The sequence below is a fragment of the Bradyrhizobium sp. 61 genome (genome assembly GCF_023073075.1).
GTDB lineage: Bacteria > Pseudomonadota > Alphaproteobacteria > Rhizobiales > Xanthobacteraceae > Bradyrhizobium > Bradyrhizobium barranii.
The window spans coordinates 26,485-50,300 of the sequence record NZ_JADPIU010000099.1; the positions used below are offsets into that span (position 1 = coordinate 26,485).

Below are 23,816 nucleotides of genomic sequence, written 5' to 3' on the forward strand. Positions count from 1 at the left end.
AGAAAACGCGTCAAAAACAAGAATTTGGAGCCCCGTTCCGATTTCATCGGAACGGAAATGGCTCTAAGCCTTGAGTTCGGAGGGGGCGGCCATTACGGTCGCGCCCGGGTTTTGAGGACCCGCACGAGACGAAAAAACCCAAAAGACTCAAAGAGCAAACAGGGCTGCGTGAGCGGTGGTCAAGATCTACAAAATCTGTCCGGCCTCGGCCTGGCGCGAGGCGGAACGGCAGGGTGTCTACCGGGGCAGCGCGGACGATTCGCGCGACGGGTTCATCCATTTCTCGACCGCGCCCCAGGTTCCCGAGACCTTGCGCAAGCACTATTTCGGGCAGCGCGCGCTGTTCCTGGTCGAGGTCGACGGCGACGCGCTCGGCAGCGCATTGCGCTGGGAGCGCTCGCGCAATGAGGAGCTGTTTCCGCACCTCTATGGCGAGCTCGATTTCGGCGCGGTGCTGTCGGTGATGAACCTCAACATGCGTTCCGATGGCGGCCACGACGTTCCGGAGCTTATCCCGTGATCCGCGCCTTCGACGCCTTTTCGCTGCCGGTGCTGCGCTGGCTCGATCCGGAGGATGCGCATCGCCTCGCGATCCAGGGCCTGCGCTTCCTGCCGCCGGTCAAGCCGCGGCCTGACGATCCCAAGCTTGCGGTGCGTGCCTTCGGGCTCAACTTCCCCAATCCGATCGGCATGGCCGCGGGCTTCGACAAGAGCGCCGAGGTGCCGGATGCGTTGCTGCGGCTCGGCTTCGGCTTCGTCGAGATCGGCTCGGTGACGCCGAAACCTCAGAGCGGCAATCCGCGACCGCGGCTGTTTCGTCTGGAGCGCGACGAGGCCGTGATCAACCGCATGGGCTTCAACAATGACGGCGCTGAAGTCGCGCTGCGCAGGCTCGCGGCGCGCGCGCAGCACGGCGGCATCGTCGGGGTCAATGTCGGTGCCAACAAGGATACGCCGGATCGCGTTGGCGATTACGTCAAGCTGATCGAGACCTTTGCGCCGGTCGCGAGCTATTTCACCGTCAACGTCTCCTCGCCGAACACGCCGGGCCTGCGCAATTTGCAGGAAGGTGCGCTGCTGGACGATCTCCTCGCCAGGGTGATCGACGCGCGCGAGCGGGTGCGCCAGAAGGCCGGCGACACGCCCGTGCTGCTCAAGATCGCGCCTGATTTGAGCCTCGCCCAGCTCGACGACGTCGTGCAGGTGGCGCGCTCGCGCCGGGTCGACGGCATGATCGTGGCGAACACGACGATCGCGCGGCCGAGCACGCTGCGCGAGGAAATGCGCGCCAAGGAGCAGGGTGGTCTGTCCGGCCGGCCGCTGTTCCGCCTGTCGACGCGCATGGTCGCGGAGACCTATGTGCGCGTCGAGGGCGCCTTCCCCTTGATCGGCGTCGGCGGCGTGGATTCGGGCGGAGCCGCGCTGACGAAGATCCGCGCCGGCGCGAGCCTGATCCAGCTCTATTCGTCGCTGGTCTACAAGGGCCTCGGCCTGGTCGACGAGATCAAGCGTGATCTCACCTCGACGCTGCTCCGCACGGGGCGCGATTCGCTGTCCGAAATCGTCGGCGCCGACGCGGCGACGCTGACGGCGGAAGACTGGCCGGGGATGTAGCCACCGTCCAGTAGCCCGGATGGAGCGCAGCGCAATCCGGGAATCTGTCCGCGAGCACGAAGACCCCGGATTTCGCTGCGCTCCATCCGGGCTACGAATCTACGATTTCGGAAACGTCACCCGATACAGCGCCGGATAGCGCGCGCCCTGCAAGCCGCCGCGGGCGACGTAGAAGGCGATCAGCGCGCTCCACAGCCCGGCATTGCCGAACGATTGCAGTGCCCACCAGGCGCCGATAAAGATCGTGAACGATAACAGCATCAGATTGCGCATCTCGCGCGCCCAGGTCGCGCCGACATAGATGCCGTCGAAGCCGAAGGCGAACACGCCGGGGATCGGCGCAAGCACGATGAACGGCAGGAATTCGCGCGCGGCGCGGCGGACGTCCTCGCTCGCTGTCATGACATTGATCAGGTTCGGCCCGAACAGCGCGAACAGCACCGCGACGACCAGTGCGAAGCCGAGGCCCCACAGCAGCACCAGCCGGGTCGAGTCCGCAAAGCCGCTGGCATCGCGCGCGCCAAAAGTGCGGCCGCAGAGCTGCTGGGCTGCGTTCGCAAGACCGTCGAGGAAGAACGCGCTGACCAGCAGGAAATTGTTCAGCACGGAATTCGCTGCCAGCGTAACGTCACCGGCGCGTGCGCCCTTGGCGGTGAAGAACAGGAACACGGCGATCAGCGCCGCGGTGCGGATCATGATGTCGGAGTTCACCGCCAGCAGCCGCATCAGTTTTGCCCGGTCGAGCAGCGTGGCAAGGGGCACCGCAAAGCCGCCATCCGCATAGCGCCGGCAGACGATCACGCCGAGCACGAAGCCAATCGTCTCCGAGAGCAGTGCGGCGATCGCCGCGCCCGCGATGCCGGTGTCGTAGACCAGCACCAGCAAAATCGTCGCCGCCATGTTGATGAGGTTGATGACGACCTGCAGCAGCAGCGCCGGATTGGCGCGCGCCTGTCCCACCAGCCAGCCGAGAATGACGTAGTTGGCGAAGGCGAACGGCGACGACCAGATCCGGATCATGAAATAGGTCTTTGCCGCGCGCGTGACGCCTTCGCTGCCGCCCATCAGGTCGAACAGCCCGGCGGCCAGCGGCAATTGCAGCGCGATCAGCGCGGCGCCGATCAGGCCCGCGACGATGAAGCCGCGCACCAGGATCACGGTCTCCTCGCGTGTCTCGCCCGCGCCCAGCGCCTGCGCCGTGAAGGCGAGCGTGCACATGCGCAGGAAGCCGAATAGCCAGAACAGGCAGTCGAAGATGACGGAGGCCATCGCGACACCGCCAAGCAGCGCGGCATCGTCGAGCCGCCCGATCGCGGTGGTCGAGACTACGCCGATCAGCGGCGTGGTGAGGTTCGCGACCATCGCGGGACCGGCGATGGTGAAGACCTGGCGGGAACCGATCCTGGGATGAACGGGCGCGTGCATGTCAGAACACGAGCACCATGCCGTCTTCGGCGGCGAGATGCGGTACGTCGTCCAGGCGTGACAGCATGTCGTCGCTCATATGGGTGAGGACCAGGCGTTTCGCGCCGATTGCTGGCAGATGCTGTTCCAAGGTCTTCAGGCTGAGATGGTTCTTGACCACCTTCTCGTACATATAGGCTTCAGCAATGAAAAGGTCCGCGCCATGCGCCAGCGGAATGAGCGTCTCCGTCCATTCGGTGTCGGCGCTGTAGGCGAGCGTGCGGCCTTCAACCTCGACGCGGTAGGCCAAGAACGGCCCGCCGGATTCGCCGTGCACCACCGGGTAGGGCGTCACATTCACCCCGCCGAAGGTTTGGCTTCGCCCGGGCGCAAGTTCGATGAGGTTCAGCTCGAAGCGCTGCTTGGTCTTCGAGGAGTGCTCGAACAGCGCCTCCATCACTTGGCCGAGCCGCGTCTCGAGGCCTTGCGGGCCCGCGATCGTCAGCGGCCGGGTCCGCCGCGAGAATTGCGCATCGAGCAGGACAAACGGCAGCCCGGCAAAATGGTCGCCGTGGAAATGCGTGATCAGGATCAGGTCGATCTCATCACGGTCGATCTCGAGTCGCTTCAGCGCCGGCAGAGCCGACGCGCCGCAATCGATCAGGAAGTTGGCCGCGCGCCCCGAGACGTGGAAGCAGGTGTTGAGCCTGCCGCCCGAGCCGAAGGCGTCGCCGCAGCCGACAAAGCGCAATTGCATCGGCTGCGGGCTCCCAAATCCTTACCTGTTGCGCGGCGCGCCGAATACGCGCGAGAGCAGCCAGATCGGAACCACGATGACGGCGCCGAGCAGGAAGTAGCGCCACAGCCAGTTCACCGCGTCGAAGCCGAGATCCCAGAGGCGCTGGAACAGCAAGCGGATGCTGTAGATGATATTCCAGGGATCGAAGCCGATCGCGGCGAGCACGACGCCGACCAGGATCGAGAGCAGGACCAGGCGAAACGCGACCGCCAGCGGCGAGCCGCCGAGAAAGCGGTTCAGCCCATCGCTGCGGCCGGCCGGCAAATCTCTGACGTCTTGGACCATCTCAAAACTCCTCGCGGGGATTCGACCCCATTATAGGTCACGGCGGGGCACATGGGGAACCCGCATTCCCTCGTCAATGGCTGTCGGCGGACGCTGCAACCTTAATTGTTGGTAGGGATTCGTCAGCCTTCAGCATCTTTTCCAGCGTTTCCAGCCGGTCAGCCTCGCGCGGCGGCTTGTCCCAGCGCAGCCGGCTGATGCGGGGAAAGCGCATGGCGACGCCGGATTTGTGCCGCGGGGAACGCTGCAGCCCCTCGAACGCCACCTCCAGCACCAACCCCTTGTCGCGCTCGTGCACGACGTGGCGCACGGGGCCGAATTTCTCGGTGGTGTTGCGGCGGACGAAACGGTCGATCTGCAAGAGCTCCTCGTCGGTGAAGCCGAAATAGGCCTTTCCGACCGGCACCAGTTCGTCGCCGGCTTCGCCTTCGGTCCAGACGCCGAAGGTGTAGTCGGAGTAATAGGACGAGCGCTTGCCGTGGCCGCGCTGGGCATACATCAGCACGGCATCGATGATGTGCGGATCGCGCTTCCACTTCCACCACTGGCCTTTTGGCCGCCCCGGCAGGTAAGGCGCATCGCGCCGCTTCAGCATGACGCCTTCGACGGCATCAGCATCCGCACCGGCACTCGCGGGATCGGCGCGCGCCGCGGTCAGCGCCTGCCAGCTTGCGAAAGGCACGGTGGGCGACAGGTCAATGCGGGGATCGTCGAGCTTGCCGATGAATGTCTCCAGCCGTTCGCGCCGCTCCGCGAAAGGTAGCTCGCGCAGATCGTTCGCGTCGTCGCCGAGCAGATCATAGGCGCGCAAATGGATCGGAAATTCCTTGATCAGCTTCGGCGAAACGACCTTGCGGTTGAGGCGCTGTTGCAGAACGTTGAAGCTCTGCACGCGGCCTTCGCGCAGGATCAGAAGCTCGCCGTCGATTGCGCCTGCGAGCCGCAGCGACGGCACGAGATCCGGAAAGCTCCCCGTGATGTCCTCGCCGGTGCGCGAATAGAGCCGCGCCGTGATCTGCCCGCGCTCATCGCGGCCAGCCACCGCCTGCACGCGGATGCCGTCCCATTTCCATTCGGCGATGTAGTCGGCGGGATCGAGCGCGGCGAAATCCGTGTCCTCGATCGCGTGCGCGAGCATCACCGGCCGGAACGGCGCGGGATCGCGATTGACCGGCTTTTCGCCGCGGCCTTCGAGCCAGGCGAACAGGTCGAGATAGGGAGGGCTGAGCCCCGGCCAGATCAGCTCGACCTCATGCGGGTCCTTGTCGCCGAGCGCTGCGGCTGCAGTCTTGGCGAGGCGCGCGGAAATGCCGATACGCAGCGCACCGGTGACGAGCTTCAAGAGCGCCCAGCGCCCGGTCTCGTCGAGCTCGTCGAGCCAGCGTTCGAGCTGCTTTGGCAGCTCGGTCTTGCCGAGCGTGCGCAGAGTGGTGACGACGTCCGTGAGGGTTGGGGGCGGCGGGTTGTTGTGGTTGCTTGGATGTGTGGACTCACGAGCATCCCGCCCGCGGTACCCCTTTCCCTGCCCCTCCCCCGCAAGGGGGGAGGGAACGGAGAAAGGCGTGCGTCCATCACTCGCTGAATCACTGTCAATCGTGATGCTCACCGGCCGCCGCGCGCTCCGCTGCGCTCCCTCCCCCCTTGCGGGGGAGGGCGGGGGAGAGGGGTGGCCCGGAAAAGACTTTCCGTTGCCGGGCACCCGCCGCGGCCACATCAGCGCCACGGTCTCCGAGAGATCGCCAACGTAATCGTAGGACAGCCCGAACAGCACCTCATCCGTACGCGCCGCGATCAGATCGCGGATCAGCGCGGGCTTGGCATGCTTGAAGCTCAGCGCGCCGGTCAGCGCGGCCAGCGCGTAGCCGCGGTCGGGATCGCCGACCTCGCGGAAATAACCGGTGATCAGCCGCAGCTTGTTGTTGCGGCCGGGCTCGTAGGCGAGGCGATCCAGCAGTTCGGCGAAGCGGTTCATGCTTCGGCCTCATCTTGAAGCGGCGTCTCGCTCTCCTCCTCGTCGCCATAGCCGACGAGATCGAGCGGCTGCGCGCGAAGACCTTGCGACTTGCACCAATGCACCAGTGCGTCTTCCTGGCCGTGCGTCACCCAGATCTCGCCGGCGCCGGTCGCCGCGATGGTCGCGGTAAGGCCGTCCCAATCGGCGTGGTCGGAGATCACCAGCGGCAGCTCGATGCCGCGCTGCCGCGCGCGGGCACGCACCCGCATCCACCCCGAGGCAAAGGCGGTGACGGGGTCGGGAAAGCGCCGCGTCCAGAGGTCCGAGGTGGCCGACGGCGGTGCCAGCGTGATGGTGCCGGCGAGCGCCGCCTTCTTTACGCCCATCACCGGCTTGAGCTCGCCGAGATCGATCCCGCGGCTCTGATAGTACTCGGTGATCTTCTCCATCGCGCCATGCAGGTAGATCGGTGCCGCATAGCCGGCCTGCCGCAACAGCGCGATCACGCGCTGCGCCTTGCCGAGCGAATAGGCGCCGACCAGATGCGCCCGCTCGGGAAACAACGCAACGGAGGCCAGCAGCTTCCTCACCTCGCCGGCGGCATCGCCATGGCGAAACACCGGCAGGCCAAAGGTGGCTTCGGTGATGAAGACGTCACAGGGCACGAGCTCGAACGGCGTGCAGGTCGGGTCGGGCGCATCCTTGTAGTCGCCGGAGGCGACGATGCAGGTGTCCTTGCAGGTGACGGCGATCTGCGCCGAGCCCAGCACATGGCCGGCCGGGTGAAACCTCACGCGGACGTCGCCGAGCCGGATCTCCTCGCCATAGCGGATCGCTTGCGTCGAGCCGGCAAAGTTCTCGCCATAGCGCAGCCGCATCATGTCCAGCGTTTCCTGCGTCGCCAGCACCGCGCCATGGCCGGCGCGGGCATGGTCGGAATGGCCGTGGGTGATCACGGCCCGCTCGACCGGGCGGACAGGGTCGATGTGGAAGTTGCCCGGCTTGCAGCACAGGCCGTCAGCAGTTGGCAGCAGGATGTCTTGCGGACGCATGGTTCTCATATAAGCACCGGCGCCCGATATTCACCCGTCATGCGCGGGCTTGACCCGCGCATCCATCCTCTTAAACAGTTCCCTTTTTGATGGATTGCCGGGTCGAGCCCGGCAATGACGAGCCGAGTTCCTATGCCCCTGCGCCTGTTCCACTCCTCCGGCGATCTCATGGCCGACCGCCGTTTCGAGTTCGCGCGCGACCTCCAGCTCAAGGGCGATCTGCCCGCTGCCGCCGACCTCATCGAGCAGGCGATCGAGCTCGCGCCTGACTTCACTTCGGCCTGGTTCACGCTCGGCGAGATCCGCCAGCAGCTCGGCGAGCGCGACAAGGCGATTGCGGCGTTCCGGAAAGCACGCGACTGCGACCCTGAGGACCAGCACGGCTCCGGCCTGCATCTGATGCGGCTCGGCGACGCGCAGATGGCGGAGATGCCCAAGGCCTACGTGCAGGCGCTGTTCGACCAGTACGCGCCGCGCTTCGAGCACACGCTGATCAACGATCTCGACTATCGCGCACCGTCGCTGATCTTCAAGGCGGTGGTGGCCGCGCGCGTCGCCGCGAAGAAGCCGGCCTTGTTCAAGCGCACCATCGATCTCGGCTGCGGCACCGGGCTTGCGGCCGCCGCCTTCGCCAAGCAGGTCGATCATTTCATCGGCATCGATCTGTCGCCCGGCATGATCAAGGAGGCGCGCGCCACCGAGCTCTATGCCGAACTCGAAGTCGCCGACATGATCGAAGGCCTGCGCACCAAGGGCGATGCGAGCGCGAACCTCGTCGTCGCCGCGGACGCCTTCGTCTATCTCTCCGATCTCGCGCCGGTTCTCGTCGAAGCCAAGCGCGTGCTCGTATCCGGCGGCGTGCTCGCTTTCACGCTGGAGACGCATGACGGCAGCGGCATCGTGCTCGGCGAAGGCCTGCGCTATGCCCATTCGGCGGAATATGTGCGCGGCGCGATGGCGAAGGCCGGGCTCAAGCTGCTGACATTGGAGCCGGCATCGCCACGCATCGAGAACAACGAGCCGGTGCGCGGCCTCGTCGTCGTCGCCGAGAAAACTTGAGTTTAGGCGCTAAAAACCCCGCGATTTAAGCGTCATTGCGTCGCAAAGCGGCGACTTCCCACTTGCGACCCGCGCTGCGATGCCAGCACAATGCGGGCGCTAGGGAGAAACAAAAATGACCAAAAATCCAACGCGGCGCGATTTCAGCGCCGGCGCGCTCGCCACCGTCGCTGCATCCACCTTGCCTGCGCCGTATGTCTGGGCCGCGGAGAAGAAATACGATGCGGGCGCCAGCGACACCGAGATCAAGATCGGACAGACCGTGCCGCATTCCGGTCCCGGCTCGCTCTATGGGGTATTGGGGCGCATTGGCGAGGCCTATTTCCAGATGCTGAACGAGAAGGGCGGCATCAACGGACGCAAGGTCAAGTTCCTCACCATGGACGACGCCTACAGCGCGCCGAAATGCGTCGAGGCGACGCGGCGTCTGGTCGAGCAGGAAGAGGTGCTCGCGCTCTACGGCTCGCTCGGCACCGCGCCGCAGACCTCCGTGCACAAATATCTCAATTCCAAGGGCGTGCCGCAACTGCTGCTCAACACCGGCGCGTCCAAGTGGAACAATCCAAAAGAGTTCAAATGGACGATGGCGGGCCTGCCGCTCTATCCGACCGAAGCGCGCATCCTGGCGCGGCACGTCCTCAGCGTGAAGCCGAATGCCAAGGTCGGCATTCTCTACCAGAACGACGATTTCGGCCGTGACTTCCTCGGTCCGTTCAAGAAGGTGCTGGCGGATGCCGGGGGCACCGCGCAGGTGATCATGGAGCAGACCTACGATCTGACCGATCCGACCGTCGATTCCCAGCTCATCAATCTCTCGAAATCGGGCGCCGACGTCTTCTACAACATTTCCACCGGCAAGGCGTCGTCGCAGTCGATCCGCAAAGTGGCCGAGCTCGGCTGGAAGCCGCTGCAATTGTTGTCAGCCGGTTCGACCGGTCGTTCGATCCTCAACGCAGCAGGCCTCGAGAACGCCACCGGCATCGTCGCCATCCGCTACAACAAGGAGGTCGGCCTGCCCAAATGGGAGAAGGACCCCGACGTGATGGCGTTCGAGGAGCTGCGCAAGAAGTACACGCCGGCGATCGATCAGGACAACACCATCGCCTTTGCCGGTTACGGCCAGGCCGTCACCATGGGCGAGATCCTGCGCCGCTGCGGCGACGACCTCACCCGCGCCAACGTGCTGAAGCAGGCGTCCACGCTCGCAGGCTTCCACTCGCCCTATTTCCTCGACGGCGTCACCTACAGCTACACGCCCGAGGACTACACGCCGATGAAGACGCTCTTCATCTCCACCTTCAGCGGCAAGGACTGGGACATCTCCGACAAGCCGATGTCGGAGTAGGTGCGGCAGAGTGCCGTAGGGTGGGCAAAGGCGCACTCGCGCCGTGCCCACCATCTCTCCGAGCACCTCGGTGCGAATGGTGGGCACGCTACGCTTTGCCCACCCTACGAGACCTATTCACATCTCCACCCCTCGACGAACCCACCCCCACGGCTTACCTGTGATGCCGTGCCGCCCCGCATCCTCAAAATCCCGGCCGAGCCGGCCACGCTGCTGCCCGACCGCTTCCAGGCGTGGTTCGCGGCCCGCGGCTGGTCGCCGCGTGAGCATCAGCTCGCGCTGCTGGACAAGGCGCGCGAGGATCGTTCCGCACTGCTGATTGCGCCCACCGGCGCGGGCAAGACGCTGGCGGGATTTCTGCCGACGCTGGTGGAGCTCTCGGCGCAGCCGGTCGGACGGGACGCAGGGGCGAAGCAAAGCCTCGTCTCCACCGGCCGCGATGTTCGCCGCAGCGATGGTCTGCACACGCTCTACATCTCGCCGCTGAAAGCGCTCGCCGTCGATATCGCCCGCAATCTTGAGCGGCCGATTGCGGAGATGGGGCTGCCGATCAAGGTCGAGACCCGCACCGGCGACACGCCGGTGTCGCGGCGGCAGCGCCAGCGGCGCTATCCGCCCGATATCCTGCTGACGACGCCTGAGCAGGTCGCGCTGCTGCTCTCCTCCGACGACGCGCCGTTCCTGTTCTCCTCCTTGAAGCGCATCGTGCTCGACGAGCTCCACGCGCTGGTGACGTCCAAGCGCGGCGATCTGCTTTCGCTGGGTCTGGCGCGGCTCTGGCGGCTGGCGCCGCAGCTGCGCGCGATCGGCCTGTCGGCGACCGTGGCCGAGCCGGACCAGCTTGCGCGCTTCCTGGTGCCGCAGCCCGGTGGGAAGGAGGCGGCCGCCGACATTGTCGTCGCCGGCGGTGCCGCGCCGCCGCTGGTCGAGATGCTGGATACCCGCGAGCGCCTGCCCTGGGCCGGCCACAGCGCGCGCCACGCGCTTCCCGAAATCTACGAGCTGATCAAGGCGAACAAGACCACGCTCGTCTTCGTCAACACCCGCAGCCAGGCCGAGATGCTGTTCCAGAATCTCTGGAGCATGAACGACGACAACCTCGCGATCGCGCTGCATCACGGCTCGCTCGACGTCGCCCAGCGCCGCAAGGTCGAGGACGCGATGTCGGCGGGCAGACTGCGCGGTGTGGTCTGCACCTCCTCGCTCGACCTCGGCGTCGACTGGGGCGATGTCGATCTCGTCGTCAATATCGGCGCGCCCAAGGGCGCTTCGCGTCTGATGCAGCGGATCGGCCGCGCCAATCACCGCCTTGATGAAGCCTCGCGCGCGGTGCTGGTGCCGGCGAACCGGTTCGAGGTGCTGGAGTGCCGGGCCGCGATCGATGCGATCGCCGAGAATGCGCAGGATACGCCACCCTTGCGCACCGGCGCACTCGACGTGCTGGCCCAGCACGTGCTCGGCCGCGCCTGCGGCGAGCCGTTTCTGAGCGATGATCTCTACGGCGAGGTGCTCACGGCCGCGCCTTACTCAGATCTCGCCCGGCAGGATTTCGACGACGTCGTCGATTTCGTCGCCTCCGGCGGCTACGCGCTGAAGACCTACGAGCGCTTCGCCCGCATCAAGCAGGACAAGCAGGGCCGCTGGCGCGTTGCCAATCCAAAGGTGCGGCAGAGCTATCGTCTCAATGTCGGCACCATCGTCGAGGAGCCGATGCTGAAGGTGCGGCTCGTTCGTGGGCGCTCCACCGGCAGCGGCTCGACCGGCGTCATCGCGCGCGGCGGCCGCGTGCTCGGCGAAATCGAGGAATATTTTATCGAGGGCCTGACCGCCGGCGACACCTTTGTGTTCGGCGGCGAAGTCGTGCGCTATGAGGCGTTGGCCGAGGATCAGGTCTATGTCTCCCGCGCCAACGACAAGGATCCGAAAGTGCCGTCCTATATGGGCGGCAAATTTCCGCTCTCGACCTATCTTGCCGAGCGCGTGCGGCGCCTGCTCGACGACCGCCGTGCATGGAACGGTCTGCCTGAGCAGGTGCGCGACTGGCTGTCGTTGCAGAAAGACATCTCACGTGTGCCCGGCGTGCGCGAGCTGCTGGTCGAGACCTTTCCACGCGGCAACAAGCATTATCTCATTTGCTATCCCTTCGAGGGCAGGCTCGCGCACCAGACGCTGGGCATGCTGCTGACGCGGCGGCTGGAGCGGATGCGCGCCCGGCCGCTCGGCTTCGTCGCCAATGAATATGCGGTGGCGATCTGGGGGCTTGGCGATGCATCCTTCATGATCCGCAACGGCGAGCTTAATCTCGACGCGCTGTTCAACCCGGACATGCTCGGGGACGATCTCGAAGCCTGGCTCGCGGAATCCGCACTGATGAAGCGCACCTTCCGCAATTGCGCGCTGATCTCCGGCCTGATCGAGCGGCGCTTCACCAGCGAGGACAAGAGCCGCCGCCAGGTGCTGTTCTCGACCGATCTCGTCTACGACGTCCTGCGCAAGCACCAGGCCGATCACGTGTTGCTGCGCGCCGCCCGTGCTGATGCCGCTACCGGCCTGCTCGACCTGCGCCGTCTCGGCGCCATGCTTGCCCGCATCCAGGGCCGTATCACGCATCGGGAACTGGATCACGTCTCGCCGCTCGCCGTCCCCGTGATGCTGGAAATCGGCCGCGAGTCAGTCTATGGCGAAGCTGGTGACGAGCTGTTGGCCGAAGCCGCCGACGAGCTGGTCAAAGAGGCGATGTCGTAGAGAATTTTACCAGTGGTGCGCGCAACTCCATCCACATCGTCATGCCCGGGCTTGAGCCGGGCATCCATGTCTTTGCTTCAGCGGCAAGAACGTGGATGGCCGGGACGAGCCCGGCCATGACGGAGCAAGTGGCGCTATCGATCTCATCGACACGCACTTTGGATGTGGCTGGCATCGCGCTCCACGCCGATCTCTCCGGTGCGCTGTTCTGGGAAGAACAGCGCCTGCTCGTCGTCTCCGATCTGCATCTGGAAAAAGGGTCCAGCTTCGCCACGCGCGGTGTGCTGCTGCCGCCTTACGATACGTTGGCAACGCTGAGCCGTCTCGCTGCTGTCATCTCCCGCCATAATCCCCGAACGGTCATCGCTCTCGGCGACAGCTTTCACGACCGAACCGCGCATGAGCGGTTGTCGTCCGACGATCGCGATGCTGTTGCCGCACTCCAGACCGGCCGCGACTGGATCTGGATCTCGGGCAATCACGATCCGATGCTGCCGCGCGATCTGGGTGGGACCGTCGCCGACGAAGTCGCGATCGGCGCAATCACCTTCCGTCATGAGCCAACAGGTGCGCGCGGCGAGATCGCCGGCCATCTGCACCCCAAAGCGCGCGTCTCCGCACGCGGCCGCTCGATGGAACGCCGCTGCTTCGCCAGTGATGGGATGCGCGCCGTGATGCCCGCCTTCGGCGCCTATGCCGGCGGTCTCAGCATCCGCGATGCCGCGTTCGCAAAGATCTTTCCCAGCAATGGCTTTGTCGCCCATCTGCTCGGTGACCGCCGCGTCCACGCTATTGCGGCCTCGCGCTGTTATTGAGATCCCGGCCTCGTGCCAACCGGATCCATCGGGCCCGCCAACGGAAAATAGGACAGGACTACGTCCAGTACTTATCCGGAATCGCCTAAGTCCATAGGTACCTCTAACTTGCCAAATTGCCGGGGCTGGATTTCATCCCGAACACGATTGCAACCGGCAAAGGGGTCGCTGCGAGGCGACCCCTTTCGATTCCGCCAGCCGGACTTTGTCCCCTGTTCCGGAACAAATTAAGAACACTTTAGCAAGTCTTTGATATATCATTGTGATTCGGCGCGTTGCCGACACAATATCTAGCGTCCGTCAGACTTTGCGAGGACTACATGTCCACCATCGCCTTCGATCAATTTGCCCTCACCCGGATCGCCGATTTCGCGCGCTCACTGTCGCGGCTGCATCAGGCGGCGCGGCGCTACGCGGTCGATGACGACCAGTTCGACCGCGAGTTCAACGCGGTGTGCCAGTCGATCTGGGGCTACACCATCGACGACGTCAGCGACGATCTGTTCTCGACCGAGGATCATCTGTTCCTCGACACGCTGGACGAAGCGCATGCGCGCATCTTCGCAGCCGAGCAGGGTTACGATCTCATCGGCGAGGCGGGCATGCTCACCGACTGGTGGGGCTTCTGCTGGATGATCCTGGCCGAGAAGCGCGGCCTGCTGACTCAGGAAAACCGCGCCGCCGCGCGCGCGGCGATCGAGGAGAAATATCTGGCGGCGCCGAACGTGATCGGGGTGATCATCGGGAGATGACGCAGCACCCTCCGTCACTGCGAGCGTAGCGAAGCAATCCAGAATCTGTCCGCGGTGACAGACTGGATTGCTTCGCTGCGCTCGCAATGACGACTTTGATTCAGTTGGGGCTTAGTCCAGCCCCGCCCGCTTCGCCGGCTTCTGTGCAGGGGTCTTCGGCACCGTCACGTCAGGCGGCGCCTCGCGCACGATCTCGACTGAGGCTGGCGCATCCGCCGCGACCGTCTCTGCGCGCACCGGTGCCACCTTCATCTCGCCGAGCCGCGCGCGGACCTGCGCGGTGAGTCCGGGATAGGAAGCAACCGGCGTGAAGTCCGCAGCCTGGTCATTGCCGACGCGGATGCCGGTATAGGCGACGAGGCCGTCGCTGGTCGCGATCACGTCGCCGGCTTTCAGCGAGGAATCCAGCGCGAGATCGACCGGGGCGAGGCCGACCGGCTCACGGCCGTTGCAGGTGCAGTCGGCACGCAGCGCCTTGCGATAGGCGAACGCGTTTTCGCTGTCGGCGTAGCGCTCGCCGGTCTGCGAAGCTGCGCCGTCGATCGAAGAGCCGAAATAGACCTTTGTCGTGGTGGCAGGACAGAACGCCTGACACATCTGGGCGGGCGAGGCGAGGCCGCGCATCAGCGGAAAATATTTGCCGTCGCAGGTGCGCACGCAGAAGGCCGGGCCGGAGCCGCCGGCCGCCGCCGCGCGTGTCGGGGGCACATATTGCGGGTTTGCGGGATTCTGCTGGCTGGCGAAGGGATCGGCAAAGGAGTTCGACTGCTGCGGAACCTCACGCTGCGGCCGGGGCCGCTGCATTCCGCCGAAGAAGAAGTCGAACAGGCCTTCGGCCGAAGCCGGGGCTGGAGCCGCAAGCAGCGGGGCCGCCAGGCTGGCGGCCACAAGCATCGCGCGACGCGCATGGGACAAGGCTGTACGCAATGCTCACTCCGACGCTACTGAACCGGCCGGAACCTTCCGAGGTCTCGGCACATGATTCACCATAGTGCTGGATGGTAAATGAGCAGTTGAGCGGAGGCGATTTCAAGTCGAGGCCGTGACCTCTTCAAGGCCGGGCACAGCTTCCGGCGGATGGTTGCTTCCGGGCAACGCCCGGGCATAGACGGACTGTCTCGCGGCCTTAAGCCTTCAGGAACTCCGACGCCTTGTACAGCGAGCGGAACGGCAGGCCGGCCGCGCCAAACGTATCGGTGGCGCCTTCCTCGCGGTCGACCATGGTCAGCACCAGCACCACTTCGGCGCCGGTCTCGCGCACCGATTCCACCGCCTTCATCGCCGAGCCGCCGGTGGTGGTGACGTCCTCGACGATCACGACGCGCTTGCCTTCGAGCGTCTCGCCCTTGGGCAGACCTTCGATCGCGAGCTTCGCGCCGTGCTCCTTCGGCTTCTTGCGCACGAAGAACGCCGCGATTGGATGGCCCTTGATCCAGGAGATCTGCGCCAGCGCGCCGGCCAGCGGCACCGCGCCCATCTCGAGCCCGCCGATGAAGTCGAGCTGGTCGTCCTTCAGCGCCTCATAGGTCAGCTCGGCGAGCAGCGTCGCGCCCTCGGGGTCAAGCATGGTCGGCTTGAGGTTGAAGTAGAAATCGCTCTTGCGGCCCGACGCGAGCGTGACGTCACCGCGGCCGAAGGAGCGCCGGCGGATGATTTCGAACAGGCGGGCGCGGGAGGCAGATTTCGACACGGCGGTCCCTCGGGGCTTTTTGGAGGTGGCGGAATTTATCCGCGACGGCCGCGACATTCCAGAGGGGACCGGTCGAGTCAACAGGGATCGGCCATCCCGGTCCGCCAGTTGTGGGGGTGCAACCTTCTGGAGTAGTTGGATGCCAGATATCTCGGGGAAGGAAATGCCTGAATGACCATCGAGCTGCACACCTGGAACACGCCGAACGGCCGCAAGATCTCGGTCGCATTGGAGGAAATGGGGCTGCCTTACAAGGTGGTGCCGGTGAACATCACCAAGGGCGAGCAGATGGCGCCGGGCTTCCTGAAGCTCAGCCCCAACAACAAGATCCCCGCGATCGTCGACCCCGAGGGGCCGGATGGCAAGCCCGTCAGCATCTTCGAGTCCGGTGCGATCCTGCTCTATCTCGGCGAAAAGACCGGCAAATTCCTGCCGAAATCGCTCTCGGAGCGCATCCCCGTCTATGAATGGCTGATGTGGCAGATGGGCGGCTTCGGCCCGATGCCCGGCCAGGTGCACCATTTCATCGCGCTCGAGAACGAGCAGGATCGCGCCTATGGCCTGAAGCGCTACATGGCGGAGACGCGCCGGCTCTACGGCGTGCTGGACCGCCGGTTGGAGGCCCACGACTTCGTCGCCGGCGACCTCTCGGTTGCCGATTTTGCCATCCTGGGCTGGGCCTGGCGCCACCCTCGCCACAAGGTTGAGCTGGCCGATTTTCCCAACGTCAAGCGCTGGTATGAGGCGCTGATGGCCCGTCCCGCGGTGAAGCGGGGCATGGACGCGAAACTGGATTGATTGGGCGGTGTCATCGCCCGACTTGCCGCCTTCGCTAAGGCTTCGGCGGCCGAGTGAGTTCTTGGCCCGGCGAAGCCTTGGCGGAGACGGGATCGGGCGATCCAGTATTCCAGAGGCGGCGGTGATTGAGCCGAGAGGTCGCGGCGTACTGGATGCCCCGGTCAAGCCGGGGCATGACAGTGTGCCTCACACCTTCTTCGCTTCCACCGCCATCCGCACCGCAAGCCCGGCCAGCACCGTGCCCATCAGCCAGCGCTGCACCAACATCCAACTCGGCCGGCTCGCCAGGAACAGTGCGATCGATCCGGCGGCAAGCGCGATCATCGCGTTGACGCTGACGCTGATCGCGATCTGGATCGCCCCCAACACCACCGACTGCGTCAGCACGCTGCCGGCGGTGGGATCGATGAACTGCGGCAGCAGTGCCAGATACAGCATCGCGATCTTCGGATTGAGCAGATTGGTGACAAAACCCATCGCGAACAATTTGCGCGGGCTGTCGATCGCAAGCTGCTTCACCTGGAACGGCGAACGTCCGCCCGGCTTCACCGCCTGCCAGGCCAGCCACAGCAGATAGCCCGCGCCGGCGAAGCGCAGCGCGTCATAGGCAAAGGGAATGGCGAGCAAGAGCGCGGTGATGCCGAACGCCGCGCACAGCATGTAGAACACGAAGCCGAGTGCCACTCCGCCGAGCGAGACGATGCCCGCCGCCGGCCCCTGCGTGATCGAGCGCGAGATCAAATAGATCATGTTCGGCCCCGGCGTGAGCACGAGACCAAGGCAGACGAGAGCGAAGCCGAGCAGGGCGGAGGTGTGGGGCATGGGTGAACCGGTGTGGGAGACGGCACCGTTCTAATGTGCGCCGCGCGGCGGAGCCATCGCGCAATTGCACGGAGGACAATTCGAGTCCCGCATCTCACCCCAACGTCGTCCCCGCGAAAGCGGGGACCCATACCCCCAGGGAGGAGTTTGAGGCTGGATCGTCATGGGCAATCTTCGCCTAACTCGATCCTGTGGTTATGGGTCCCGGCGTTCGCCGGGACGACACCGTGCTGGTGGGGACATCAATGCGCCTCGTCCCAATTCTTCGCCGCGCGCGCATCGACATGCAGCGGCACCGACAGGTTCACGGCCGGAAACGGCGCGTCCTGCATCACGTGCTGCACCACCGGCAGCGTCGCCTCGACTTCCGCGTCGGGTACCTCGAAGATCAGTTCGTCGTGCACCTGGAGCAGCATCTGCGCCGTCAGCTTCTTCTGGACCAGGGCGTCCTCCATCCGCGTCATGGCGCGGCGGATGATGTCGGCGGCGGTGCCCTGGAGCCGTGCGTTGATCGCGGCGCGCTCGTTGAAGGCGCGCACCGAGGCGTTCGAAGCCTTGATGTCGGGATAGTACATCTTCCGGCCGAACAGCGTGGTGACATAGCCGTTGCTCCGGCAGAAGTCGCGCGTCTCGTCCATGTAGGCGCGGATGCCGGGGAAGCGCTCGAAATACTTCTTGATGTAGGCGGAGGCTTCCTCGCGCGCGATGCCGAGCTGGTTGGCGAGGCCGAATGCCGAGATGCCGTAAATGATGCCGAAATTGATCGCCTTGGCACGGCGCCGGATTTCGCTCGGCATGCCCTCGATCGGCACGCCGAACATTTCGGAGGCCGTCATCGCGTGAATGTCGAGCCCGCCCTTGAACGCCTGCTTGAGGACAGGAATGTCGGCGATCTCGGCGAGCAGCCGCAGCTCGATCTGCGAATAGTCGGCGGAGACGAGCTTATGTCCCGGTGTCGCGATGAAGGCGCGGCGGATCTTTCGCCCGTCCTCGGTGCGCACCGGAATATTCTGCAGATTCGGCTCGTTCGACGACAGCCGGCCCGTCGTGGTCGCGGCCAGCGCGTAGGTGGTGTGGACGCGATGGGTTTGCGGGTTGACGTAGGTCGGCAGCGCGTCGGTGTAGGTCGATTTCAGTTTCGAAACCTGGCGCCACTCCAGGATCTTCTTCGGGAAGTCGTGGCCCTGCTCGGCAAGCTCGTCGAGCACCTGCGCGGTCGTCGACCACGCACCGGTCTTGGTCTTGGTGCCGCCGGACAGTCCCATCTTGCCGAACAGGATGTCGCCGATCTGCTTGGGGCTGCCGACATTGACGGGCTCGCCCGCGATCTCCTGGATCTCGGCTTCGACGCGCGCCGCGGTCTGGGCGAAGTCGCCTGATAGCCGCGACAAGACCTGGCGGTCGATCGAGATGCCGCGCCGCTCCATGCGCGCGAGCACCGACACCAGCGGCCGCTCCAGCGTCTCGTAAACGGCGGTCATGTGCTCGGCGACGAGGCGCGGCTTCAGCACGCGCCACACGCGCAAGGCCATGTCGGCGCCTTCCGCCGACAGCGGCGCGGCCTTGTCGATCGGCACCTGGTCGAAGGTGATCTTGCCCTTGCCGCTGCCGAGCAGCTCGCTCTCCTTCAGCATGGCGTGGCCGAACCAGCGCTCCGCGAGCGCTTCGATCGCGTGCGAGCCGCGGCCGGCATCGAGCACATAGGAGATCAGCTGCGCATCGTCGGCGTTGCGCAGCGTGATGCCGTGCTGCGCCAGCATCACGGCAGTGAACTTGACGTCGAAGCCGATCTTGAGAATGCCCGCCGATTCCAGCACCGGCCGCAGCGCTTCGATGGCGTCGGCATGCTTGACCTGGTCCGGCGCGAGGCCCGCGTCGAACAGGCCGGCGCCGCCGCCGGACTGCTTGTGCGCGAGCGGCACGTAGCAGGCCTCGTTCGGCGCCAGTGCCAGCGCGATGCCGCACAGATCGGCCTGCATCGGATCGATGGAGTTGGCTCTCGTCTCGATCGCGACATGGCCGGTGTCATGGATGCGCGCGACGAAGGCGTCGAGCTCCTTGAGCGTCTTGATCGCCTGGTATTTGCTGCGGTCGACCGGCAGCTTGCGCAGCGCCTCTTCGCGCGCGGCGGCCAGTGAAATCGGCGAGCCCTTGAGACCGGCCGACTTATCGCCCTTGTCGCCGCCCGTTGCGGTCGCGGCTGGAGCGGCGAAAAGATCGCCGGAGGTCTCTGACGTTTTTGCCTTGGCGGCGTCGCCGCCGGCCCTGGCGCCGCTGCTGTTCGACGCATCGGCATCGACATTGGCGGGATCGATCTGCGAATAGTCGGCGACGCGGCGTGTCAGCGTGGTGAATTCCATCGCCTTCAGGAAGGCAATCAGCTTGCGCGCGTCGGGCTCGTGCACTGCGAGATCGTCCAGCGGCACCTCGAGTTCGACCTTGTCGTCGAGCAGCACCAGCTGGCGCGAAATCCGCGCCTTCTCGGCATTCTCGATCAGCGCCTCGCGCCGCTTCGGCTGCTTGATCTCGGTGGCGCGGAACAGAAGCTGTTCGAGGTCGCCATATTCGACGATCAGCTGCGCCGCGGTCTTGATGCCGATGCCGGGCACACCGGGCACGTTGTCGGTGGAATCGCCGGCCAGCGCCTGCACTTCGACGACTTTCTCCGGCGGCACGCCGAACTTCTCGATCACCTCGGGAATGCCGATACGGCGATCCTTCATGGTGTCGTACATCATGATCCTGTCGTTCACGAGCTGCATCAGATCCTTGTCGGAGGACACGATGGTCGTGTGGGCGCCGCGATCGCTGGCCTGCCGCGCATAGGTCGCGATCAAATCGTCGGCCTCGAAGCCGCCCTGTTCCAGGCAGGGCAAATCGAAGGCGCGCACGGCTTCGCGGATCAGCGCGAATTGCGGGATCAGATCATCGGGCGCGGGCGGCCGGTGCGCCTTGTACTCGGGATAGATCTTGTTGCGGAAGGTGACTTCCGACTTGTCGAACACGATCGCCAGATGCGTCGGGCGGTTGTCCTCAGGCATGTCGCGGAGCAGCTTCCACAGCATGTTGCAGAAGCCGAGCACGGCGTTGACCTGCAAGCCATCGGACTTGCGGTTCAGTGGCGGCAACGCGTGATAGGCGCGGAAGATGTAGCCGGAACCGTCGACCAAGAAGATATGGTCGCCCTTGCCGGCCACCTTCGCCGCGACCGGTTTGGCAGCAGGCTTGTCAGCAGCGGGCTTGGTGTCGGCTTTGGCGGCGGTCTTCGGGGATGTCGTTGGGGAGCTTTTGGGCATGGCCGCAATGTATGAATTTTTGCGGCAAAAGACAGCCTCCACCGGCCTGATTTTGCAGGCGCGCACAGGCAAATCCTGGCAGCGCCGCGCTTTGCGGTGCAGTTATCGCAGGCAGCCTTCGAGGAAGCCTGCGACAGCGCGCACCGCCGGCGCGCGGCGCAAGTCGTTATGGACGATGAGCCAGACCTCGCGACTGACAGGCTTGCGGTCGGTGTTGCAACGTTCGAGCTGTCGATCGCGGTCGCCTAGAAACCGCGGCAGCGCCGCAAGCCCAACGCCGGCCCGGGCCGCAGCGGCCTGATTTTCGAGGTCATTGGTCCGCAGCACGATCTGGCGGGTGCCCGCGATATCCGTCAGCCATTGCTGCTGCGGGGTGTCATCCATGCTGGCATCATAAGCGATAAAGGCGAACGCATAAGGTGGCGTCTCCTTCAGATAGGACGGCGCGCCGTAAAGGCCAAACTCGAAATGGCCGATCTTGCGGGCTATCAGCCCGGCCTGTGTCGGACGAGAGAGGCGAAGCGCCAGATCGGCCTCGCGGCGGCTGAGCGAAGCCGTTCGCTTCTCACCGATCAGCTTGATGAGGATGCCTGGATACTGCTCGCGCAACTGCATCAGCTTTGGAGCAATCAGGATATTGGCGAGTGAGGGCGGCGCGCTGATCGAGATCTCCCCGTCGAGTTCCGGCTTCGCTGCCCGTGCCGCGCGCTCCACCGCGAAGGCGATCTCCTCCATCTGCGCGCCAATCGCCGCAATCCGCTTGCCGTCCTCGGTGAGAACGTAACTGCGTGGTCGGCGATCGACGAGCTTGAGCGAAATGGATGCTTCCAGCGCGGCGACGCGGCGGGCCACCGTCACATGGTCGACGCCGAGACCCCTTGCCGCCGCCGACAGGCTTCCCTCGCGCGCCAGAGCCAGGAAATGATGCAGGTCGGACCAATCGAGCATTGTGCAAAATCTCACAAGACAAATTCAACTTTGAGCAGTTTCGCAGAATTTGGAATGATCCCATAGTCTCTTTTATTGGCAACGAAAGGGACTATTCATGGCCGAGATCATCAGGTTGAAGGCACCAGGAAGCGTGGAGCAGCTCGAACTGGCAACGGTCGATCTGGCGCCACCGGCACGCGGCGAGGTCCGGCTCCGCCAGACCGCGATCGGCGTCAATTTCATCGATATCTATCAGCGCATGGGCCTCTACGCGCTTCCACCTGAAGCCGTTCCTGGCGTCGAGGCGGTCGGAGTTGTCGCCGCGCTCGGCGAGGACGTGACGGGCCTTGAGGTCGGCGACCGCATCGCCTACGCGGGAGCGCCGGTCGGCGCCTACGCATCCGAACGGAACCTGCCAGCCTGGCGTTGCGTGAAGCTGCCTGAGACGGTAGCCGACGAAGCGGTGGCTGCAGCGTTCCTCAAGGGGATCACAGCGCACATGCTGCTCGATCGTGTCTTTCCTGTCGGTCGTGCCACAACGATTCTCGTCCACAGCGCCGCCGGCGGGCTCGGTCAGTTGCTGACCCGCTGGGCCAGTGCACTGGGTGCCGTGGTGATCGGGACGGTGGGATCGCAGACCAAAGCCGAAATCGCCCGAGGCGCTGGTGCGCATCACACCATCGTTGGGCGGGATGCCGATTTCGCTGCCGCGGTCGCGGATATCACCGGTGGGCGTGGGGTCGACGTTGCCTATGACGGCATCGGCGGAACGACCTTGCAAAGGACGCTTGGCTGCGTGAGGCCATTCGGTGTGGTGGCCAGCATCGGTCAGTCCGGCGGTCCGATCCCGCCGATCGATGTCAACGACCTCGGGCCGCGTCGCAGCCTGATGTTGGCGCGTCCAAGTGTCATGGCCTATGTCAATGATGCGACTGAATATCGGCGTGCGGCCGAGCACGTGCTCGCAGCGCTAACGGATGGCGTCTTGCGGCTGGCTGGCAACGCCTACCCGCTACGCGACGCGGCGCGGGCGCAAGCTGACCTCGAGGCCGGGCGCACGGTCGGGGCTCTCTATCTGAAGCCCTGATCGCCTACTCCGCCGGCTGCAACCGCGCGCTCGCCTTCTTCGGCGCGATCCAGAATGTCTCTGGCCGTTCGAACAGGAAGTCGGCGTGCAGCCGCAGGGCGGTCTGCCAGATCGCGAGCGATCCGATCACGCCGACGATGGTGACGATCAGCGATACCGTGCCGATGTCGGGAATGACGCCGGTGCGCAGCAGTAGCGTTCGTGTCGCCGCCATCGGCAGGAAGAAGGCGAGGTAGATCACGATCGAATGCTCGCCGCAGAAGCGGAAGGAGTTCAACCATTGTGCGCGCGCGAGCAGCGTGCCCATCGTGATGATGGCGCAGGCGCCAGCGAAGCCGAGCGCGAGCGAGACGATCTTCCATTCGCTGGCGCCGAGCGCGACGAGGCCCGCATTGACCAGCGCCCAGGTCGCGAGCGCCGCCAGCGCAAGTGCGGGATGGTTGCGCGCGCGATCGGACAGCGCGAACACGTAAGGCGCGAACAGATATCCCGGATAGAAATAGACGAAGCGCGCGCAGAATTCGTCGATCGCGGTCCAGCCGGTCGAGATCCGCGCCGTCTCCAGCGCGGCAGCGATGAGCCAGATCGCCAGCGGCGGGACTCGCCGTGTCAATTTTGTGACGACGAAGAAGATCGGCAGCAGGTAGATGAACCAGAGCGTGCCGAACGGTTCGACGAAGGATTCCAGATACAGCAAGCCGGCCTCGCGCCAGCTCGTCTCCGCCGCGAACGCCGGTGCCTTGAAGCCGAACTGGATTGTCACCCAGACGACATAGAAATAGGCGAAATGCACCACCTTGCGGTCGAGATAGGTTCGCCAGTCCCGATCGATCACCAATGGCAGGAACAGGCCCGAAATCAGGAAGAAGTCCGGCATCCGGAACGGCTTTGCGAAGGCCACGGCGACATGCATGAAACCGGTCTGGCCGGCCGCGATCTCCACCCCCAGCACCGAGTGCATCATCACGACCATGACGATGCAGATGCCCTTGGCATAGTCGACCCAGTCGACACGCGCGGCCGAGGGGGCCTTGAAAAGCCCGCTCGCGGCGATTGTGCCTGATAATGCCATGGTGTCCCGTTTCGAGGCGCGGTCCGCCCGGCTCTGTGCGGACGTGGCGCAGTGTGAAGCCTTGCGGTTTAAGGTTTCTTTACCGGTACAATTCGCGTGCCGGTTTTTGCATCCGGGCTGTTCTCTCCCCTCAGGAAAATGCTAAACCGCTCGAGTTGGGGTTTCGTTAACCAAGCTGGAACAGGGTTTTTCATGCGCATCGCGATGATCGGAACGGGCTATGTGGGACTGGTGTCCGGAGCCTGCTTTGCGGATTTCGGTCACGACGTCACCTGCGTCGACAAGGACGAGAAGAAG

21 protein-coding genes are annotated in these 23,816 nt (G+C 64.9%); 10 read left to right on the top strand and 11 right to left on the bottom strand.

Features of this window, described 5'->3' with window-relative positions:
* Positions 1-175: 175 nt before the first annotated feature.
* Positions 176-520, top strand: coding sequence for a DUF952 domain-containing protein (locus IVB46_RS39325; protein WP_166068471.1), 345 nt, complete (start codon positions 176-178; stop codon positions 518-520).
* The gene (locus IVB46_RS39330; protein ID WP_247312662.1) at positions 517-1,614 is read left to right on the top strand and encodes a quinone-dependent dihydroorotate dehydrogenase; all 1,098 of its coding nucleotides are present in this window, start codon (positions 517-519) and stop codon (positions 1,612-1,614) included. Before IVB46_RS39325 ends, IVB46_RS39330 begins: the two co-directional genes overlap by 4 nt.
* A gap of 99 nt (positions 1,615-1,713) precedes the next feature.
* Here the strand turns inward: IVB46_RS39330 and IVB46_RS39335 are convergent, their stop codons facing one another.
* The 5 genes from IVB46_RS39335 to IVB46_RS39355 all read right to left on the bottom strand — a co-directional run bounded on the left by IVB46_RS39335 (position 1,714) and on the right by IVB46_RS39355 (position 7,108).
* Positions 1,714-3,039, bottom strand: coding sequence for an MATE family efflux transporter (locus IVB46_RS39335; protein ID WP_247345289.1), 1,326 nt, complete (start codon positions 3,037-3,039; stop codon positions 1,714-1,716).
* A gap of 1 nt (position 3,040) precedes the next feature.
* Positions 3,041-3,775 (bottom strand): MBL fold metallo-hydrolase, encoded by a 735-nt coding sequence (locus IVB46_RS39340; RefSeq protein ID WP_247312655.1) that lies wholly within the window; start codon positions 3,773-3,775, stop codon positions 3,041-3,043.
* 21 nt (positions 3,776-3,796) lie between these two features.
* Entirely contained in the window at positions 3,797-4,102 is a 306-nt protein-coding gene (locus tag IVB46_RS39345) for a DUF6460 domain-containing protein (RefSeq protein ID WP_063979849.1), read from the bottom strand.
* A gap of 73 nt (positions 4,103-4,175) precedes the next feature.
* Entirely contained in the window at positions 4,176-6,074 is a 1,899-nt protein-coding gene (locus IVB46_RS39350) for an ATP-dependent DNA ligase (protein WP_247312652.1), read from the bottom strand.
* A complete protein-coding gene (locus IVB46_RS39355) occupies positions 6,071-7,108 on the bottom strand; it encodes a ligase-associated DNA damage response exonuclease (protein ID WP_247312649.1) in 1,038 nt (345 codons plus the stop codon). Before IVB46_RS39355 ends, IVB46_RS39350 begins: the two co-directional genes overlap by 4 nt.
* A gap of 132 nt (positions 7,109-7,240) precedes the next feature.
* Between IVB46_RS39355 and IVB46_RS39360 the strand changes: the two genes are divergently transcribed.
* The 5 genes from IVB46_RS39360 to IVB46_RS39380 all read left to right on the top strand — a co-directional run bounded on the left by IVB46_RS39360 (position 7,241) and on the right by IVB46_RS39380 (position 13,824).
* Positions 7,241-8,167: a methyltransferase domain-containing protein gene (locus tag IVB46_RS39360; protein ID WP_247312646.1), complete on the top strand. Its 927-nt coding sequence runs from the start codon at positions 7,241-7,243 to the stop codon at positions 8,165-8,167.
* A gap of 115 nt (positions 8,168-8,282) precedes the next feature.
* A complete protein-coding gene (locus tag IVB46_RS39365) occupies positions 8,283-9,512 on the top strand; it encodes an ABC transporter substrate-binding protein (RefSeq protein WP_166348234.1) in 1,230 nt (409 codons plus the stop codon).
* Positions 9,513-9,680: 168 nt separating this feature from the next.
* Positions 9,681-12,257, top strand: coding sequence for a ligase-associated DNA damage response DEXH box helicase (locus IVB46_RS39370; protein ID WP_247312643.1), 2,577 nt, complete (start codon positions 9,681-9,683; stop codon positions 12,255-12,257).
* A 116-nt stretch (positions 12,258-12,373) separates the two neighbouring features.
* Positions 12,374-13,072, top strand: coding sequence for a ligase-associated DNA damage response endonuclease PdeM (gene pdeM / locus IVB46_RS39375; RefSeq protein ID WP_247312640.1), 699 nt, complete (start codon positions 12,374-12,376; stop codon positions 13,070-13,072).
* 320 nt (positions 13,073-13,392) lie between these two features.
* The gene (locus IVB46_RS39380; RefSeq protein WP_014491352.1) at positions 13,393-13,824 is read left to right on the top strand and encodes a hypothetical protein; all 432 of its coding nucleotides are present in this window, start codon (positions 13,393-13,395) and stop codon (positions 13,822-13,824) included.
* Positions 13,825-13,935: 111 nt separating this feature from the next.
* Here the strand turns inward: IVB46_RS39380 and IVB46_RS39385 are convergent, their stop codons facing one another.
* Complete coding sequence (locus IVB46_RS39385; protein WP_247313181.1) at positions 13,936-14,718, bottom strand: DUF2865 domain-containing protein; 783 nt, start codon at positions 14,716-14,718, stop codon at positions 13,936-13,938.
* Between the two features lie 232 nt (positions 14,719-14,950).
* Positions 14,951-15,514 carry an orotate phosphoribosyltransferase gene (pyrE, locus tag IVB46_RS39390; protein WP_014491354.1) on the bottom strand — a complete coding sequence of 188 codons (564 nt, stop codon included), beginning with the start codon at positions 15,512-15,514 and terminating at the stop codon, positions 14,951-14,953.
* A 171-nt stretch (positions 15,515-15,685) separates the two neighbouring features.
* Between pyrE and IVB46_RS39395 the strand changes: the two genes are divergently transcribed.
* On the top strand, positions 15,686-16,312 hold the full coding sequence (locus tag IVB46_RS39395; protein WP_039154700.1) for a glutathione S-transferase family protein: 627 nt from the start codon (positions 15,686-15,688) through the stop codon (positions 16,310-16,312).
* Positions 16,313-16,498: 186 nt separating this feature from the next.
* On the opposite strand, the gene IVB46_RS39400 is transcribed toward IVB46_RS39395, so the two are convergent.
* The 3 genes from IVB46_RS39400 to IVB46_RS39410 form a co-directional block, all read right to left on the bottom strand.
* Positions 16,499-17,134: a LysE family translocator gene (locus tag IVB46_RS39400; RefSeq protein WP_038933366.1), complete on the bottom strand. Its 636-nt coding sequence runs from the start codon at positions 17,132-17,134 to the stop codon at positions 16,499-16,501.
* A gap of 242 nt (positions 17,135-17,376) precedes the next feature.
* Positions 17,377-20,430 (bottom strand): DNA polymerase I, encoded by a 3,054-nt coding sequence (gene polA, locus IVB46_RS39405; RefSeq protein WP_247345292.1) that lies wholly within the window; start codon positions 20,428-20,430, stop codon positions 17,377-17,379.
* 102 nt (positions 20,431-20,532) lie between these two features.
* Positions 20,533-21,378 carry a LysR family transcriptional regulator gene (locus tag IVB46_RS39410; RefSeq protein ID WP_063979841.1) on the bottom strand — a complete coding sequence of 282 codons (846 nt, stop codon included), beginning with the start codon at positions 21,376-21,378 and terminating at the stop codon, positions 20,533-20,535.
* Between the two features lie 97 nt (positions 21,379-21,475).
* Between IVB46_RS39410 and IVB46_RS39415 the strand changes: the two genes are divergently transcribed.
* Entirely contained in the window at positions 21,476-22,447 is a 972-nt protein-coding gene (locus IVB46_RS39415; RefSeq protein ID WP_247313901.1) for a quinone oxidoreductase, read from the top strand.
* 4 nt (positions 22,448-22,451) lie between these two features.
* On the opposite strand, the gene IVB46_RS39420 is transcribed toward IVB46_RS39415, so the two are convergent.
* Positions 22,452-23,519 carry an acyltransferase family protein gene (locus IVB46_RS39420; protein WP_247345295.1) on the bottom strand — a complete coding sequence of 356 codons (1,068 nt, stop codon included), beginning with the start codon at positions 23,517-23,519 and terminating at the stop codon, positions 22,452-22,454.
* A gap of 192 nt (positions 23,520-23,711) precedes the next feature.
* Between IVB46_RS39420 and IVB46_RS39425 the strand changes: the two genes are divergently transcribed.
* Positions 23,712-23,816 (top strand): NAD-binding protein (locus tag IVB46_RS39425; protein WP_143199629.1); only part of this gene is annotated, 105 nt, incomplete at its 3' end.

What these genes read in the sequence shown, in the direction of transcription:
- IVB46_RS39365 (WP_166348234.1), top strand. Translation starts at nt 8,283, where the DNA reads ATGACCAAAAATCCAACGCGGCGCGATTTCAGCGCCGGCGCGCTCGCC.
- IVB46_RS39395 (WP_039154700.1), top strand. Translation starts at nt 15,686, where the DNA reads ATGACCATCGAGCTGCACACCTGGAACACGCCGAACGGCCGCAAGATC.
- IVB46_RS39380 (WP_014491352.1), top strand. Translation starts at nt 13,393, where the DNA reads ATGTCCACCATCGCCTTCGATCAATTTGCCCTCACCCGGATCGCCGAT.
- IVB46_RS39345 (WP_063979849.1), bottom strand. Translation starts at nt 4,102, where the DNA reads ATGGTCCAAGACGTCAGAGATTTGCCGGCCGGCCGCAGCGATGGGCTG.
- IVB46_RS39410 (WP_063979841.1), bottom strand. Translation starts at nt 21,378, where the DNA reads ATGCTCGATTGGTCCGACCTGCATCATTTCCTGGCTCTGGCGCGCGAG.
- IVB46_RS39420 (WP_247345295.1), bottom strand. Translation starts at nt 23,519, where the DNA reads ATGGCATTATCAGGCACAATCGCCGCGAGCGGGCTTTTCAAGGCCCCC.
- polA (WP_247345292.1), bottom strand. Translation starts at nt 20,430, where the DNA reads ATGCCCAAAAGCTCCCCAACGACATCCCCGAAGACCGCCGCCAAAGCC.
- IVB46_RS39360 (WP_247312646.1), top strand. Translation starts at nt 7,241, where the DNA reads ATGCCCCTGCGCCTGTTCCACTCCTCCGGCGATCTCATGGCCGACCGC.
- IVB46_RS39350 (WP_247312652.1), bottom strand. Translation starts at nt 6,074, where the DNA reads ATGAACCGCTTCGCCGAACTGCTGGATCGCCTCGCCTACGAGCCCGGC.
- IVB46_RS39400 (WP_038933366.1), bottom strand. Translation starts at nt 17,134, where the DNA reads ATGCCCCACACCTCCGCCCTGCTCGGCTTCGCTCTCGTCTGCCTTGGT.
- IVB46_RS39385 (WP_247313181.1), bottom strand. Translation starts at nt 14,718, where the DNA reads ATGCTTGTGGCCGCCAGCCTGGCGGCCCCGCTGCTTGCGGCTCCAGCC.
- IVB46_RS39355 (WP_247312649.1), bottom strand. Translation starts at nt 7,108, where the DNA reads ATGCGTCCGCAAGACATCCTGCTGCCAACTGCTGACGGCCTGTGCTGC.
- IVB46_RS39340 (WP_247312655.1), bottom strand. Translation starts at nt 3,775, where the DNA reads ATGCAATTGCGCTTTGTCGGCTGCGGCGACGCCTTCGGCTCGGGCGGC.
- pdeM (WP_247312640.1), top strand. Translation starts at nt 12,374, where the DNA reads ATGACGGAGCAAGTGGCGCTATCGATCTCATCGACACGCACTTTGGAT.
- IVB46_RS39335 (WP_247345289.1), bottom strand. Translation starts at nt 3,039, where the DNA reads ATGCACGCGCCCGTTCATCCCAGGATCGGTTCCCGCCAGGTCTTCACC.
- IVB46_RS39415 (WP_247313901.1), top strand. Translation starts at nt 21,476, where the DNA reads ATGGCCGAGATCATCAGGTTGAAGGCACCAGGAAGCGTGGAGCAGCTC.